General features: G+C 48.8%; 11 protein-coding genes. 10 read left to right on the forward strand and 1 reads right to left on the reverse strand.

Annotated features, from left to right (window positions below; all coding sequences use genetic code 11):
* The first annotated feature begins 101 nt into the window (after positions 1 to 101).
* The 3 genes from ACKU40_RS00125 to ACKU40_RS00135 are packed head-to-tail and all read left to right on the forward strand — an operon-like array spanning position 102 to position 6,017.
* Complete coding sequence (locus ACKU40_RS00125) at positions 102 to 1,598, forward strand: efflux transporter outer membrane subunit (protein ID WP_320174519.1); 1,497 nt, start codon at positions 102 to 104, stop codon at positions 1,596 to 1,598.
* A 2-nt stretch (positions 1,599 to 1,600) separates the two neighbouring features.
* Complete coding sequence (locus tag ACKU40_RS00130) at positions 1,601 to 2,824, forward strand: efflux RND transporter periplasmic adaptor subunit (protein WP_320174520.1); 1,224 nt, start codon at positions 1,601 to 1,603, stop codon at positions 2,822 to 2,824.
* On the forward strand, positions 2,817 to 6,017 hold the full coding sequence (locus ACKU40_RS00135; protein ID WP_320174521.1) for an efflux RND transporter permease subunit: 3,201 nt from the start codon (positions 2,817 to 2,819) through the stop codon (positions 6,015 to 6,017). The genes ACKU40_RS00130 and ACKU40_RS00135 overlap by 8 nt, the downstream gene beginning before the upstream one ends.
* A 73-nt stretch (positions 6,018 to 6,090) precedes the next feature.
* Here the strand turns inward: ACKU40_RS00135 and ACKU40_RS00140 are convergent, their stop codons facing one another.
* Entirely contained in the window at positions 6,091 to 7,083 is a 993-nt protein-coding gene (locus ACKU40_RS00140) for an HD domain-containing phosphohydrolase (RefSeq protein WP_320174522.1), read from the reverse strand.
* Between the two features lie 422 nt (positions 7,084 to 7,505).
* Here ACKU40_RS00140 and ACKU40_RS00145 point away from each other — a divergent pair, with 422 nt between their 5' ends.
* The 7 genes from ACKU40_RS00145 (at position 7,506) to ACKU40_RS00175 (ending at position 16,408) form a co-directional block, all read left to right on the forward strand.
* Positions 7,506 to 9,632 carry an acetate--CoA ligase family protein gene (locus ACKU40_RS00145; protein ID WP_320174523.1) on the forward strand — a complete coding sequence of 709 codons (2,127 nt, stop codon included), beginning with the start codon at positions 7,506 to 7,508 and terminating at the stop codon, positions 9,630 to 9,632.
* A gap of 10 nt (positions 9,633 to 9,642) precedes the next feature.
* A complete protein-coding gene (locus ACKU40_RS00150) occupies positions 9,643 to 10,707 on the forward strand; it encodes a DRTGG domain-containing protein (protein WP_320174524.1) in 1,065 nt (354 codons plus the stop codon).
* A gap of 417 nt (positions 10,708 to 11,124) precedes the next feature.
* On the forward strand, positions 11,125 to 12,378 hold the full coding sequence (gene tmcD / locus ACKU40_RS00155; RefSeq protein ID WP_320174525.1) for an electron transfer complex subunit TmcD: 1,254 nt from the start codon (positions 11,125 to 11,127) through the stop codon (positions 12,376 to 12,378).
* 18 nt (positions 12,379 to 12,396) lie between these two features.
* Complete coding sequence (gene tmcC, locus ACKU40_RS00160; protein ID WP_320174526.1) at positions 12,397 to 13,056, forward strand: TmcC family electron transfer complex membrane anchor subunit; 660 nt, start codon at positions 12,397 to 12,399, stop codon at positions 13,054 to 13,056.
* Positions 13,057 to 13,082: 26 nt separating this feature from the next.
* Complete coding sequence (tmcB, locus tag ACKU40_RS00165) at positions 13,083 to 14,393, forward strand: electron transfer complex ferredoxin TmcB (RefSeq protein WP_320174527.1); 1,311 nt, start codon at positions 13,083 to 13,085, stop codon at positions 14,391 to 14,393.
* A gap of 13 nt (positions 14,394 to 14,406) precedes the next feature.
* A complete protein-coding gene (gene tmcA / locus ACKU40_RS00170) occupies positions 14,407 to 14,811 on the forward strand; it encodes an acidic tetraheme cytochrome c3 TmcA (RefSeq protein WP_320174528.1) in 405 nt (134 codons plus the stop codon).
* A 109-nt stretch (positions 14,812 to 14,920) separates the two neighbouring features.
* Positions 14,921 to 16,408, forward strand: a complete 1,488-nt coding sequence (locus ACKU40_RS00175; RefSeq protein ID WP_320174529.1) for an adenosine deaminase — start codon at positions 14,921 to 14,923, stop codon at positions 16,406 to 16,408.
* The last annotated feature ends 468 nt before the right edge of the window (positions 16,409 to 16,876 follow it).

A 16,876-nucleotide genomic window follows, 5' to 3' on the forward strand; every position in this document is an offset into this window, starting at 1 on the left:
GGATATTTTTACATTTGTTTACAACTTTTAGCATCATACTAATACTCTTTTCCTTGCTTGGATGTATTAAAATGAAAAATGGAAAGCAATGGAGAAAATATATGTCCTCATTCAAGTTGAAATTAACAGCGATATGCATGCTGGCCCTTTTCGGGCTTTCAGCGTGTTCTCCGTTCAGGCCGGAGCCGCGTCCAAATCTTACTTTGGGTGTTCCTCCGCAATACGAACTATATTCAAGTGAACCGCGTGAATTGGGTAAATGGTGGGAGAGCTTTCATAATGAAGAGCTTAACCGTCTGGTGGAAGAAGGCATCAATGCCAACTTCGATGTGCGGATAGCGTGGGCAAAGCTTCGCCAGTTGCGGGCTACAGCAGTTAAATCCCGGGCCGACCTTTATCCCAAGCTGGATGGTAAGGGAACCTACACGAATTCCCGCTCCGGCAATGACGGTACCGAAGGTTCCAAGGGGTCAACTTCCACTGACTCTCATAAATTAGGTCTGGCCGCATCATATGAATTAGATCTTTGGGGGAAAATTGAAGCCGAGGCTGCTTCCGGTGAGCTTGATTACCTTTCCTCCCGCGAAAATGTGAATTCCGCGGCAATGACGGTTGCATCCGAAGTTGTCAAACGCTGGCTGGAAATCCAGTTGCAGCGCAAGAAAAAAGCAATCTATCAGAAACAGCTTGAAACCAACGAAACGTATCTTGAACTGATCGAACTCCGCTTCCGTAACTCCCTTTCCACAGCACTTGATGTATTTCAGCAGCGCGAGACTGTCGCCCGGACCAAGGCCCTGATTCCCCCGGTGGAATCTCAGGAACAGTTAAAGCTGCACGAACTTGCCTACCTGTTGGGACGTCCAGCCGGGGCTATTGATGTTGCCACCGCCGATTTTCCTGATCTTCCTAACCTTCCGGGGCTGGGTATTCCCCTTGACCTGCTTTCCATGCGCCCGGATGTGCGTGCTGCAGGTTTGAATCTGCAATCCTCAGACTGGGCTGTAAGTGCCGCAAGGGCCGACCGTTTGCCTTCCATGACTCTTTCGGCGGAAGCCATGCTTTCCAGTGCTCAGCTTGCCAATATTTTTTCCGGCTGGTTGACCACCCTGACTTCATCCATAACCGGACCGATTTTTGACGGCTACCAGCGCAAGGCTGAAGTTGAGCGCACTCGGGCTGTAGTTGATGAGCGTATGCTTAACTATAAGGACACAGTTTTCACCGCATTTAAGGAAGTGCAGGATTCGCTGGTGCAGGAAAAGTGGCAGCATGAATACATTGAAGCCCGCAAAAACCAGCTTGAAGCAGCAAAGCTCAATCTCCAAGAAGCCGGCTCCCGGTATCTGCAGGGGCTTGAGGATTACCTTCCGGTGCTCAGTGCCTTGGTCAGCGTGCATGACCTTGAAATCAACATTGCTCAGGACGAGGCTGATCTGCTCAGCTATCGCGTGGGCCTGTACCGCGCGCTCGGCGGGACATGGACAAATACCCTTGAAGACGGAGCAGAGCTAAAACCGGAAGCAGATGACGAAGCTGCAGTTGCTGCCGCTGATAAACTTGAAAAACAATCCGTTCCTGCGCAGGAGGGAATTTAGATATGGCTAAGAAAATTTTTTATTACATCAAGCAGATCGGTCTTAAGGGAATCCTTCCTTTGTTCATTGTGGTCATGGCCGTGATCGGTGCCAAGGTTCTTCTCGCCACCAAGCCTGTGGCTAAGAAGAAAGCCCCGGTGGTCTCCGCACCGCTGGTTAACGTAAGTGTGCTGGAGGTTAATGATTTCAGGGTTTCGACCCCGGTTATGGGAACAGTTGAAGCCGCACGGGAAATTAATCTTGAACCGCAGGTTTCCGGTAAGGTCATATCTGTCAGTGATGCTTTTATTCCCGGTGGATATTTTGAAAAAGGTGCGGAAGTCCTGCGCATAGACCCTCTTGATTATGAATTGGCAGTCAAGCAGCAGGAAGCTGTGGTCACTGAGGCTGAATACAATCTCAAGCTCGAAAGCGGGCAACAGCGTGTGGCCGGACGTGAATGGAAACTGCTTAAAAAATCTTCAGGCGGAACCATGCAGGAAGCTGAGCTGGCTCTGCGTAAACCCCATCTGCAAAAGGCTCAGGCTGATCTAACTTCGGCTCAGGCAAAACTTAAGCAGGCCCGTATCGATCTTGCCCGTACCCGCGTAACAGCGCCTTTCTCCTGTATGATTGTCAGCAAGAGTGCTGACCTTGGAGCTCACCTCAGTCTTAGCGAAACCATTGCTTCAGTCGTAGGTACTGATGAATTCTGGGTTATTGTGTCCGTTCCCGTGGACCGTCTGGGAAGCATTGATATCCCCTCGGCGGAAAACGGCTTCAAAGGTTCCAAGGCCCGTGTTCGCATGGGCAGCGGCAAGAATGCCGTGGAGCGGGAAGGGGAAGTCCTTCGTCTCCTGCCTTCTTTGGAATCCAAGGGACGCATGGCCCGGATAATTGTTTCCGTGAAAGATCCTTTAAATTTGAAAGGCGGTGAAGTTCGGCCTCTGTTGCTGGGTAGTTACGTGAACGTTTACATTGATTCCGGCATGCTGGAAAAAGTTATTGCCATTCCGAGGACCGCTTTCCGTGACAACAACACTATCTGGGTAATGAACGAAGACGGCCTGCTTGATATCAGGACCGTTGACCCGATTTGGCGCGATCAGGATTACGTCTATCTTGATACTGGAGTGTCCGGCGGTGAAAAGCTTGTTGTTACCGATATCTCCGCTCCGCTGCAGAATATGAAACTGCGCGAGAATGGTTCCGGTTCCATGAAAAAGAAGGTGGATAGCAATGGCTGAGCAAAATAAAAAAACAGGCCCTATTGCATGGATGGCCGGGAACCCGGTAGCCTCCAACCTGCTGATGATTATCCTGCTGGTCGGCGGCTTGGTTATGGGCTTCAATATCAAGCAGGAGATTTTCCCTGAATTCACAATGGATACGGTTACCGTGCAGGTCAGCTACAGCGGAGCCAGCCCCGAAGAAGTGGAACAGGGAATCGTTCTGGCTGTTGAAGAAGCAATTATCGGCCTTGACGGGGTCAAGGAGGTTTCCAGTACCGCTGCAGAAGGCAGTGCATCAATTGTAGCAGAAGCCATTGAAGGTTATGATCTGCAAAAGCTCAGTCAGGATATCAAGAGTGAAGTGGACCGAATCACTTCCTTTCCGGAGGAAGCCGAGGATCCGGTTATCAGCGTTGTTTCGCGACAGCGCGGGGTTCTTTCGCTCATGGTATACGGAGATACGGATGAACTTTCCTTGCGCAAGGTTGCCGAGCGCCTGCGTGAAGAACTGATCGGTGATCCCGGGATTACTCAGGTGGAGCTTGCTGAAGTCAGTGGATTGCAGATTAGCATTGAGATTCCGCAGGAGAAACTTCGGGCTTATGGTCTGACCCTCTCTGATGTAGCGGATTCCCTTGCCAAGACATCAGTAGAGCTTCCCGGCGGCGGCATTAAGACCGAGGGCGGTGAAATCCTCGTCCGGTTCAAGGAACGCCGTGATTATGCCCGTGAATTTGCGCGGGTTCCCATTGTCACCGGAGATGACGGTACTCAGGTTTTGTTGGAAGACATTGCCGAGGTTAAAGAGGATTTTCAGAACGATGACATCGTAACCACATTTGACGGTAAGCCTGCGGTGCGTGTTGAGGTTTACCGCATCGGCGACCAGACCCCCATCGGGGTCTCTGATGCGGTGCATGAGCAGCTTGAAGCATTTAACCAGAGTCTGCCTGCCGGTGTGCATGTGGCAGTGCGTAACGACAGCTCTGATATTTACCGCCAGCGCATGGACCTTCTTTTACGCAACGCCTACATGGGTCTTGGGCTGGTCTTTGTCTTTCTTGCTTTATTTCTTGAACCTCGTCTGGCTTTCTGGGTTTCCATGGGGATTCCCATTTCTTTTCTGGGCGGCATGCTGATCCTTTCGCCGGCCGGAGCCAGCATCAACATGATTTCCATGTTCGCTTTCATTATTTCACTCGGTATTGTTGTGGATGATGCCATTGTTGTAGGTGAAAACGTTTATACCATGCGCCAGCAGGGCATGAACTGGATTGAAGCGGCTTGTGAAGGGGCCAAGCAGATTGCCATGCCGGTTACCTTCAGTGTTCTTACCAACATTGTCGCCTTTATGCCCATGTTTTTCGTGCCCGGAGTCATGGGGAAAATCTTTAAGGTTATCCCGCTGGTTGTCTGCAGTGTCTTTTTTATTTCACTGGTAGAGTCCCTTTTTGTTCTTCCCGCCCATCTTGGGCATGGCAGCGAGCGTAAGCCGGGTAAGATCATGGGGGCCATTCTTCATTATCAGCAGATGATTTCCCATGGTTTGCTCCGTTTTGTGCATAAGGTCTACAGGCCTTTTCTGGATCGTGCGGTTACTCTTCGTTACCTTACCGTAGCCCTTGGGGCAGCATGTTTGATTCTTTCCTTCGCTTATATCAAGAGCGGCAGGTTGGGATTCACCATGTTTCCGAAGATTGAATCCGACTATGCCTACCTGACAATTGACCTGCCCTACGGCACAGCCAAGGAAGTTACCCAGAAGGTATTGGATAAGGCCGTTCTTGCCGCTGAAAAGGTGGCTGAGGAAAATGGCGGGGATCAGCTGGTTGGAGGTATTTATGCTAAAATCGGCGGTGCCGGCAGGCGGAGCACCAGCGGCAGTCATGTGCTCAAGGTGCAGGTCTTCCTGACCGATGCCGACACAAGGCCTATTCATACTGATGAATTTGTTAACCAGTGGCGGAGAAATTTGGGCCCTATACCCGGAGCTGAGTCGGTCCTCTTTGAGTCTGACCGCGGAGGTCCCGGTTCCGGAAGTTCTCTTGAAATCGAGTTGAGCCATAGTGATATTGAAGTGCTCAAAAAGGCTTCAGCTGATCTCGCACAGGCATTGAGTGAGTATCCCAAGGTTAAGGATATTGATTCCGGTTTTTCACCGGGCAAAAGACAGCTGGACTTTGAACTCCTGCCCGCAGGACGAAGCCTGGGTTTGACTTCCCGCAATGTAGCCAATCAGATTCGTGCTTCCTATTATGGGGCCGAGGTCCTGCGGCAGCAGCGTGGCCGAAATGAAATCAAGGTTATGGTCCGGCTGCCTGAAAAGGAACGTGCTTCCAAATATGATTTTGAAGAGTTGATGATCCGTACTCCCGACGGAATTGATGTTCCTTTGCGCGAGGTTGTAAAAATCAAGGACGGCAGGGCTTACACCTCTATTGACCGCCGTAACGGAAGGCGGGTCATTTCGGTAGAGGCTGACGTTAATCCGCGTAAGGAAACTTCGCAGGTTCTGGCTGATGTTGTAGCTAATGTCATTCCGCAGCTGAAGGCTGATTATCCCGGATTGGGATATTCCCTTGAAGGCAAGCAGGCTGATATGCAGGAAAGTACAGAGAGCCTGATCTCCGGCCTGCTTATGGCCATGATGGTGATTTATGCTCTGCTGGCGATTCCTTTCCGCAGCTACTTCCAGCCGCTGATTGTCATGCTCTGTATTCCTTTCGGCATTGTCGGCGCTGTTATCGGGCATGCCCTGCTGGGCTACAGTTTGAGCCTCATGAGCCTGTTCGGTATCGTGGCTTTGAGCGGGGTTGTAGTCAACGATTCGCTGGTCTTCATTGATTACGTTAACATTCAGCGGCGGAAAGGGCATTGCGCTTATGATGCGGTACTGGAGGCGGGGACCGCCCGTTTTAGGCCCATCATGCTGACCACCCTGACCACCTTCGGCGGACTGGCGCCCATGATTCTTGAAACTTCTAGGCAGGCCAAGTTTCTGATTCCCATGGCTGTATCATTGGGCTTCGGTATTCTTTTCGCTACCGGTATTACCCTGCTGCTGGTTCCGGCATTTTATCTGATTTTTGAGGATGCCCGGTTGTTTATCCGCAAGGTATTACGCCGGACTGATGAGGATTTGCGTGCTGACGGAGTCACCGAGCACTATCCGGTTACAAAATGTGAGCATAAGCCTGAAGATTATTGATTAAAAATCCCGCCCAGATAAAATTGGGCGGGATTTTTTTGGGAGTACATAAATTACTGTTCTTAATCCGGTCTTAATCACGATAGGTTACTTTTTCCAAGGCGTAGATAATATTCGGATCGTATTGCGTGGATTCACTGTACAGGATTTTTAACGCAGTCACTGTGGGCATGCTTTTCTTGCCCGGCCGGCCCATGGTCATTGCCACGTATGAATCCACCGCCCCGCAGAGTTTGCCGAGCCACGAAAGGCTTTCGTTGGTAACTCCTCTGGGGTAACCGGAACCGTCCATCCTTTCGTGATGTTCAAGAATTGCACGCAAGGAAGTCTTGCTCAGACTGCTGGTCAAGCTCAGAACTTCCACTGAGCCGATCGGGTGCTGGCGGATACGTTTCTGTTCATCCAGCGAAAGGCAAAACTCTTTTCCGAGCACAAATTCAGGCAGGCTGGACATGCCTATATCGCAGAGAAAAAGAGCGAAGAGCGCATCAATGAAAATTTTAACATCCGGCTTTACTTCGCGGGCATGCAGCAGGACTGCCGCGCCGATTACACCGTTGGAAAGTGCTTTGTTAACCAGCGAATGCTGGGGATCAAGCATGGGGATCATAAGCCAAAGTAAATCCGGCTTTTCGTGAAGCAGCTCTCCTACAGCGTTCAGTGTGTTGCTGAATTCCTTGAAATTCAATTTTATGGAGTCGGTATAAATTTTTTCAGCACTTCTTTTCAGCCCATCCAAAAGCAGGCTTGCCAGTTCATGTTCCGGGATGGAATGGGAAATGTCATCGATAACTGTAGGCAAATGGTGCATGAAAATAGGTTTGCACGTGCCTATGTCCGTGAATTTAATAAATATGAGCCCTCGTTGGCAATCCTCTGAAATGGCTTGCTTGTCAGCGGAGATGATGGGCTTGCCGGGGATTGTAATGGGCGTGAATCTTCCATTGGATGAATTCATCCTGTACAGGCTGAAAGGAAGATTGTTTTTAGGAAGTATTTTAAAGACAGCTTCCGTAATGGAACAGAAGCTCTCTTCGATTAACTTGGAGTCATTCATAGCATTCATAGCTGACCCACCTCAAAATGACAGCATTGATAAATCATTAATGCAAAATAGTTTTAAATTCCGACCTTCTGATACGTTTATCACTAAACGTGATAAAAGAGCAATATCTCAGCTTGTTAAGAACTTTTTGCGGAGATTAAGTGCGTGGTGATAAAAAATATCATATAAATGTGGCGTTTATAGTTGGAATACTTTGACTGATGGATTTCTTTGCGGATAATTATAAGGGGGTACATAAATTTTCCACAGCTGTATAGCTGCTTGCCATGATTGCCATACTCGGACTATGTTTAACATTTATGAGGCTGTTAACAGGAAAATTCTGTTAGCAGCATGTTTTCATGTTACATTTTTTTTACAATTTATTTGCTTGAGAACTAATTGTTTTCCCTCACACGTTTGGGGAGAAGTCGGGAGATAGTTTGGATAGTCTGTTCACTCCGTCATCAATCGCCGTTGTAGGCGCTTCATCTGTTTCCGGAAAAATTGGAAACACCATTCTGTCTAACCTGCTGAGTGCCGGGTATAGCGGGCGGATTTATCCGGTAAACCCGCGAGGCGGTGATATTCACGGTATTTCCGCATATAAAAAAAATTCTGATATCGGCACTCCTGTTGATTTAGCTGTTGTGGCTGTTCCCCGAGATTTTGTTCTTGGGGTATTCAAGGAACTGCTTGAACTTGGAGTCCGTTCTGTGGTGGTTATCACCGCAGGATTCAAGGAAGTGGACCATGAAGGCTGGTTGCTTGAAGTTCAGCTTGCGGAACTTGCTGAAAAGCACGGTGTGAATCTGCTTGGCCCCAACTGTCTCGGCGTGATCAATTCCAGAGGCGGGGTCAATGCATCCTTTGCCACCGGCAATCCGCTTCCCGGAAGTATGGGCTTTTTCTCGCAGTCCGGTGCGCTTTGCGTAGCTGTTCTTGATTGGGCTTTGGGAGAGAAGGTCGGCTTTTCGAAATTTATCAGCCTTGGTAATAAAGCTGTTATCAATGAAGCTTCCATGATCGAATATCTCGGTAATGACCCTGAAACAAAGGTTATTCTCGGATATGTGGAGAATATTGAAAATGGCCGGGAATTCATGGCGCAGGCGGCTAAGGTCTCCATGAAAAAACCGATACTGATGATGAAGGCCGGTACTACCCCCGCAGGGGCCAGAGCCGCGTCATCGCATACCGGAGCAATGGCCGGATCGGATAAAGCCTGCGATGCGGCTTTTCGCCAGTCTGGTGTTATCCGGGTGGAAAAGCTTGATGAACTTTTCAATCTTGCCAAGGCTTTTTCAGTTCAGGAATTGCCGTTAGGACCGAACCTTGGCATTGTGACCAATGCTGGTGGACCCGGTATCCTTGCGGCTGACGCCTGTGGTGAATCGGTTATGCGCATGCCCACTTTTTCGCCTTCGACGATTGGGGAATTGCAGCGCATGCTTCCGGGGTACGCATCGCTTTACAACCCTGTTGATCTTCTCGGGGATGCTGATGCAGAAAGTTATGCCCGGGCTGTGCGCATTGTGGGCCATGATCCGGCTGTGAACAGCCTGCTGGTAATTATCGCTCCCACGGTTAATCTTGATTTCACGGAAGTTGCCAAAGCTGTTGTTGAGGGCATGGGTGAAGTGAGCAAGCCTGTTTTCTGTTGTCTTATGGGACGCAAGAACAGCGCCGAGGCCCGTGAAATTTTTGCAGAAGCCGGAGTTCCGGTATATGACTTTCCCAAGCAGGCTGTCCGTGCAATGGACTGCATGCATAAATATGCTGTCTGGAAAGGCCGTCCCCCGCGTACTTATATCACACCGGAACATGACGTTGATGCTGCCCGTGCGGTTGTAGACAACGCATTACGGTCCGGTCGTTCCGAGCTGGTTGAATTCCAAGCCCGGGATATTGTTACCGCTTACGGATTACCGACGCCGGAGTCCGATCTTGCCCGCTCCGGTGATGAAGCTGTGGCGATTGCCGAGCAGCTCGGGTATCCGGTTGTGCTCAAGATTGCTTCCCCGGAGATTTCGCATAAGTCCGATGTGGACGGAGTCCGTGTAGGACTGAATTCCGCAGAGGAAGTTAAGGCAGCCTTCTGGGATATCACCGCCCGTACACAGCGTTTGCGTCCGGATGTGTTTATTGCCGGTTGTCTTGTGCAGCAGATGGCTTCTCCCCAGTCCCGTGAGGTTATTGTCGGGTTTCGCCGGGATAAGCAGTTCGGCCCTTTGCTTATGTTCGGACTCGGCGGGGTTTATGTTGAGATTTTGAAGGATATCTCGTTTCGTCTTGCTCCTCTTTCTGTGGAGGAGGCTGGAGAGATGGTCCGTGAGATCCGTTCCTATATGTTATTGAAAGGAGTCAAGGGGGGCGAGCCCGTTGACTTCGAGGCGATTACTGATGTTTTGATCAGGATGTCATGCCTTGCGAATGATTTTCCTGAAATTTACGAAGCAGAATTCAATCCTGTGCTTGTCAGCTCGGACGAGGCTCTGGTTGCCGATGCCCGGATGACTGTTGTCGACATCTCCGCAGATGCGGGCAACCGGCCGGATGAGCGCGAATAAGGAGGCATAGATGGTAAGTATATATATAGGTTCCACTACCGGATATTCCGGCAAGAACCTTCTGGCCATGTCGCTGGGGCTTAAATTTCGTAACAGCGGATTTAATGTAGGTTACATGAAGCCTGTGGGAGCTGTTCCCCATATGGACGGTGATACCCCCGGAGATGCGGATGCGGCTTTTATCCAGCAGGTGCTGGGGTTGGAGCAGGACCCGGCCAAGGTGACTCCTGTTCTGGTCACCCGTGATTTTACCATCAAGGCTTTTTCCGAAGACATGGGTGATCTCATGCCATCTATTGTAGAATCATATGAAGAACTCAGCAGGGACAAGGATGTCATGATCCTTGGCGGCTCCGGAAGCTATCTCAGTTCCGGAACTTACTGCGGGGTGAGCGGGCCGGATGTTTCCCGTGCCCTCGGCGCAAAGACCATTCTGGTGGACCGCTACAGCAGTGAGCTTCATTACGATTACGTGCTCCGGGTCCATAAGGAACTTGGGGACGATTTCCTAGGAGTTGTGTTTAATGACGTTCCTGAACATTACATGGATGAACTGACCTCACTGATCGTTCCTTTTCTGGAAAAGAAAGGAGTGAAGGTACTGGGCATTATTCCCCGTGATCCGCTCATGGGCGCCATTAAGGTCAGTGACCTTGCCGAAAGGCTTTTCGGGAAGATCATCTCCGCCCACACCAAGGCTGATCGGGTAGTTGAGAATTTCCTTATCGGTACCATGCAGGTAGAGAACTTTATCACCCATTTCAGGCGGCATAAGAATTCTGCTGTCATTGTGGGGGGGGACAGGGCGGATGTTCAACTGGTGGCCCTTGAAGGTAATTGTCCCTGTCTTATCCTGACCGGTAATCTGTATCCTAATGATATTATCCTGACACGTTCAGAAGTTCTTGAAATTCCAGTTATTGTTGTGCGTGACGATACTTACGCCGTAGCCAAGAAGATGGAAGCAATTCAGGAAAGTTACAAGCTTAGGGATATGATTAAGATCAATCATGGAGCTGGGCTGGTCAATTCCGAGTTAGATTATGACTACATATTTGATGAACTGGACCTATGATTACCTCTTGCTTTGGTAGGTAATATGTCCTACTGTTAAAGTAGACATAATCAAAACGTTAATTAAAAGTTTTTTTGGGATTTTAGCTTTTTTTGTAAATTAAATTCTTTTATAATATGCTTAAATAAAAGATTTTTTTGGACGAGCGGCATCCTTTTGAGGAGGATGTTGCTCGTTTTATTTTGAAAAAAATTCATACCCAAACCCCTCAGATGCTATTGTCCTACTTTGTAAAATGTGCCAATTAACTTGCAGATATAAGGCCGTATGGGTCTCCGGCCTTGGTGTGACGAGGTTTGTTTCGACCAAAGACGGGACTATTGTTGGTTAGAAAACTAGGGTGCGCTGCACCCTGAAAACCGAGCTGATTCGGAATATTGGCGGATAGACCGGATCTTCGGAATGAGGAGGCGTGAGATGCCTGATGCGTCCACGTGGGATTGGAATCCCGGTAGGCGAGAGGTCCAGGACACTGGATCCTGGTCTGATAAATTTGAGTGGGTGGAAGAATTCCATGCCAGCCCCGATGGAGAGAAAGTCGGTGCTGTTGTTAATAAAGGCGATCTGGAATTCACTGCTTGCGTCAACGGTGAGATTTGGGAAGAAGCATACGACAGGATTTTCTACCCTAAATTCGCACCTGACGGCAGGTTTACAGGTATTGCCCAGCAGATGGGCGAATGGACTCTGTCTGTTGACGGTGAGCATTGGCCGGAAAATTACGGCTACATCTGGAAGACTACGTTCGGTCCTGAAGGTTCTATAATCTGTGCTGTGCAGCAGGATATGGAATACGGAATGGGCGTGGACGGTGTCCTCTGGGAGAACTTTTTTGAAAATGCAAATGATTTTGCTGTTGGTAGTGATGGAAAATCCACTGCGGCGGTGGTTCAGGTTACGTCCATGCCTCAGGCAGACATTGAAACTTTCCAGAAAGGAATTTTCACTGTTGCTGTGAATGGTACTGCATGGGACAACGTTTTCGTAAACTGCTACACACCGGTATTTGATGCCAAATGTGAAAAAGTTGCCTGCCAAGTAAGAAAAACTCTCTATGATTACACCATCGCAGTCGATGGCAAGATCTGGCAGCGTGAATTTCAGTGTGTCTGGGCTCCCAGCTTCAACCCCGCAACCGGTGCTCTCGTAGCGCCTGTTCGTCTGGGTGGAAAATGGGGTATGGCTCAGGATGGCGAGTTGATCTGGAAGAATACCTTCGCCAACTGCTGGCATCAGCAGTTCTGCGCTGACGGTTCTAAACTTTGGGCTATTGTTGCTCCCTCCTTCGGCAGCTTTACCGTTGCTGTTGATGGTAAGCCTTGGTCCATCACTGCTCCTGTTGTTATCGACATGGCTGTCAGCCCTGACGGTAACCGCGCAGCAGCGCTCGGTAAGGACGGCTACGATTACACTGTAATGTGTGACGGTAAAGTCTGGCCCGGTGTTTACCAGATGGCTTGGAAGCCTGTTTTCAGCCCCGATAGCAGCAAAGTTGCTGCCAAAGTTGAAAAGAATGGTCGCTACACCGTTGTTCTCGACGGCAAGCCCTATGCTCAGGATTTTGATCAGTGCTGGGAGCCCATTTTCAGCCCTGACAGCTCCAAAGTCCTCATTCGTGCAATAGATGGCGGCAAATTTGTACGCATCGTTGCCGAAGTAAGCGAATTCTAAAAACCGGAGGAATTACACATGAACAGTGTTTATGCATTCGTGGTTGGCCCTCTGGCTTGGTTCGCCTGGGGCGTGTTTGTTCTCGGTTCCGCTTACAGACTGGTTTCCATGTATCAGCTTGCTAAGGCAAAAGACGGTTCGTCTTTGCATTACATGAGCTTCAAGTATGGTTTCCGTTCCATCATGGCATGGATGAATCCTACCGGAACCCTTGGTTGGCAGCGCAATCCTTGGACTGCGATGATGACCTTTGTCTTTCATATCTGTCTTGTCATTGTGCCTCTCTTCCTGCTGGGACACGTGGTTCTCTGGGATCAGTTTTTCGGCATCAGTTGGCCGACTCTCCCGGACACCGTTGCTGACATCATGTCCATTCTGGTTGTTGTCTGCTGCATCTACTTCGGCGCACGCCGTTTTTTGCAGAAAGACGTTGCTTATCTGACCACAGGTAAGGATTGGGTTGCACTTGCTGTGCCTTCCCTCGTTTTCCTGACCGGTGTTATGGCCTACCATGAAATCGGCGATGCCAAGGTTATGCTCATTCTGCATATCCTCTGTGGTGAACTCATGCTTATCAGCATTCCCTTCACCCGTTTGAGTCACGCAGTGTTCGGCCTGTTCACCAGAGCTTACATGGGTTCCGAGTTCGGCGGTGTTCGTCGCTGCAAGGACTGGTAACCAATTCCCGCAAGGAGTACTGAAAAATGACATTCGACAGGAAAATCGAAGACGCCGGACTCGAGCGGGGTGTTTCCCGCCTGACTCCGGAACGTATCGAAAATACTCTCAAGCAGGTTATAGAAGGAGAAACCGGCGCAAAACTCAAGCTCTATGCTGAGACTTGCATGCGTTGCGGTATGTGTTCCGAAGCCTGCCATTATTATATGTCCCACGATGGTGACCCCAGCTATTCTCCCGCTGGTAAAGTTCATCAGACTATGGGCAAAATTCTGCGTAAGAACTACAAACTTACTGCAGATGAAATCTACGAAATGGCGCAGATTGCTTACACCGAGTGTAACCTCTGCCGTCGCTGCGTACATTTTTGTCCGCTCGGTATTGATACCGGTTACATTATGAGCATGGTGCGTCGTATGTGCCACAAGCTCGGCGTAACTCCCCAGTACATTCAGGATACTGCGCATTCCCATTCCGCAACCATGAACCAGATGTGGCTCAAGGATGATGAATGGCCGGATACCCTGCAGTGGCAGGAAGATGAAGCACGTGATGAAATGCCCAACCTGCGCATTCCGCTGGATAAAGAAGGTGCGGAGATCTACTACTCCGTTATCGCTCCGGAACCCAAGTTCCGTACCCAGCTTATCTATCAGGCTGCATATATCTTCAACGAAGCCGGTGTAGATTTCACCATGCCCACCGAACCGGGCTGGGATAACTCCGACATGTGTATGTTTACCGGTGACTTTGAAATGATGGGTCGTCTCAAGAAACGTCATTTCGAATCTGCCCTTAATCTTAAATGTAAACGCATTGTCATGGGTGAGTGCGGTCACGCATTCCGTTCCATCTACGATCAGGGTAACCGTTGGGATGCATGGGAAATGTATCCTATTGAAGTTGTTCACTCTATTGAGTTTTTCTGGGAGCTTTTTGAAGCCGGGAAAATCAAACTGCGTGAAAAGTTCAAAGAGCCGATTACCATTCATGACCCGTGCAACGTCATTCGAGGTCGAGGTTTGATGGAACAGTCTCGCAAACTTGCACATGCTATTTGTGAGAACGTGGTTGAAATGACCCCCAACCTTGAGCACAACTACTGCTGTGCTGCTGGTGGTGGTGTTATCAACTGCGGTCCTCCGTTCAAGAATGTCCGTATGAAGGGTAACAGGATCAAGGCTGAGCAGCTTAAAGCAACCGGCGTGAACACCATTCTCGCTCCCTGCCATAACTGCCACGGCGGACTCGAAGACCTCGTTCACTATTATGAGCTTGGCATGGACATTAAGTTCTTCGGTGACTTGATCTATGAACTCATGGAAAAGCCGGAGTAGGAGGAAGATTACAATGATTAAAAGAGTATTCTCTATTGCGGTCATTGCCGCCTGTGTCTTGCTCTACATGGTTCCCGCGTTCTGTCAGGAAGATATAACTTCCCTGCTGGACTCGGCTTTCCCTAAGCATCAGAGGCCTGCTGCTGTGTTCGCACATGATGCACACAATGAAAAGGCCGGTATTGAAGATTGCGCTGCCTGTCACCATGTCTGGGAAGATGGAAAGATCGTAGAAGGCGAATCTTCCGAAGACCAGAAGTGTGCTGACTGCCACGCTGTTAAAGCTGAAGCAGGTAAGACCGATCTGCGCAATGCATACCATCAGCTTTGCTCAAAATGTCATGTCAAAGAAGATAAGGGTCCTATCTCCTGCGCTGGCTGTCATCCCAAGGGTGGCGCCGCTCCAGCTGCACACTAGGATCTATCCGCATATTAGTAAAAAGGCCGTCCCTTGGGGCGGCCTTTTTTTGTATATGTAGTTTAGTCAAATATTGACTTTCTTGTATAGCTGAGCTTTAAGTGTAATTATGAAAAAAATAATATTAATATGTGCGTTGTTGGCAGTTGTTTCCTGTGCTCCTCGCACGGGCATGCAAGATCAAAGTTTGCAAAATAATAATCTACAAACATTAAGTCCGGTTGAGTTGCGAATGGTAATCGCGGAAATGCCTAAGGGGGCGGACCTGCATACTCATTTGTCCGGCATTCCGTATGCTGAAGATTATCTAAAGTGGGCGGCTGAGGATAACGCCTGTATCGTAAAGAGTAGCGGGAAAATTGTAGCAGGTCCTTGCGGTGATGGAACTCTTGCGGCCAAGGATGCATACTCTAATGCTAAAATATGGAATATGGCGGTAAGCGAGTTGTCAGTCAGGGAAAATAGGCGTGATAACCAGCTTTGGGGGCATGATCAGTTCTTTGGAGCTTTCGGAAAGATGGGTGTTGCTAAGTACAATACGGGGAGGTTGCTAGCTCACGCCGCTAAGCAGGCAGATAGAGATCATGTTCAATATCTGGAAGTTATGCTTTCAATGTATGGTCCAAAATCAAGTGATGAAAAGATTGTGAATAAAGCTTGGACCGGAAATTTCGCGGAGTCTCTTAAGAATCTGGAAGATTCGGATCTTTACGGTGATATCGAGGCTGTTGTTGAAAATATTAATAGCGCTGAAAAAGAGAAGTCCAGGATACTGGGAAAAGATCCGGCAAAGAAAGTGCATATTAAGTACATCAATCAGATTTCAAGAGGTAATGATCCTGCCAGTGTATTTGCCCAGTTGGCTTTTGCTTTCAAACTTGCACTTAGCGATTCACGAGTGGTGGGAATAAATCTGGTCGGTCCGGAAGATGGTCCTATTGCTATGCGTGACTATGAATTGCATATGAAGATGGTAAGTTTCTTTGATTCCCGGTGGGGGCATAGTGTCCCGATTACTTTACATGCCGGAGAGCTGACCCCGGCTTTGGCAAATCCGGAGGGTCTTTCAAACCATATTGGCTTGATTGTTGACGATGTGAATGCGAGAAGAATTGGTCATGCCGTAGATCTCCCTTATGAAAAGGGGGCTGAAAGTCTGGTTAAAAAAATGAAGAAAAGACAGATGGCCATCGAAATTCTGCTGGGCAGTAATGATGCAATATTAAAAGTCAGCGGTAAGGAGCATCCGCTGCAGACATATTTAAAAGCAGGAGTGCCTGTTGTTTTGGCTTCAGATGATATGGGTATAGCCCGTTCGACTTTAACTGATGAATATGTACGGGCGGTTTTGGATCAGAAGCTGACTTATCAGCAGTTGAAGGAAGCTGCTCGCAATTCCCTTGAGTACTCATTTTTGGATGGTGGGTCTCTATGGGTGAATAGAGCCTATGGTAATATGGTGAAAGCGTGCAGTGAATCTTCTGGAGTAAAGGACGAGTGCGATAAGTTCCTTTCTGGAAGTCCGAAAGCAGATCTGCAGTGGAATTTGGAAAAACAGTTTAAGGGATTTGAAAGTAAGTATCCTTATTTGAAGTAATTCAAGCTGTTAAGATTGTGCTTATCCCGCGGCATCTGCGGGATAAGCACAATAATTCAAAAAGCGCTTGACCCCAAGCGTAGTTTTCCATAGAACGTCTTTCCTCGGCTGATGACGGCCCTGAACGGGCGCAGCACAGCTGAGATTTTTTTTGACTGACCGGACATTAGCGGTTGACTTTCGAAACGGGATTACATAGTTTCCCAATCCGCGCTGATCAAAAGCAAGGCACTGAGATCATTGAAAAAATATTTTGAGAGAACATCGAAATTAATGGTTGACAGGGACGGCGAGTTTGAATAATTTGCCTCTCCGCACTGAGTGAAAGCAAGGTGTTAAGATCATTAAATAAATGAAAGTTTGAGACTCAAAGCTAAGCGCTTCGGATCGATTTTTAGAACACATTTTGGAGAGCGGGTATTCTGGACGAATCCTACCTTAATGAGTTCGGGGCAGAGCGAAGCATAC

The organism is Maridesulfovibrio sp. (assembly GCF_963666665.1).
Lineage (GTDB): Bacteria > Desulfobacterota > Desulfovibrionia > Desulfovibrionales > Desulfovibrionaceae > Maridesulfovibrio.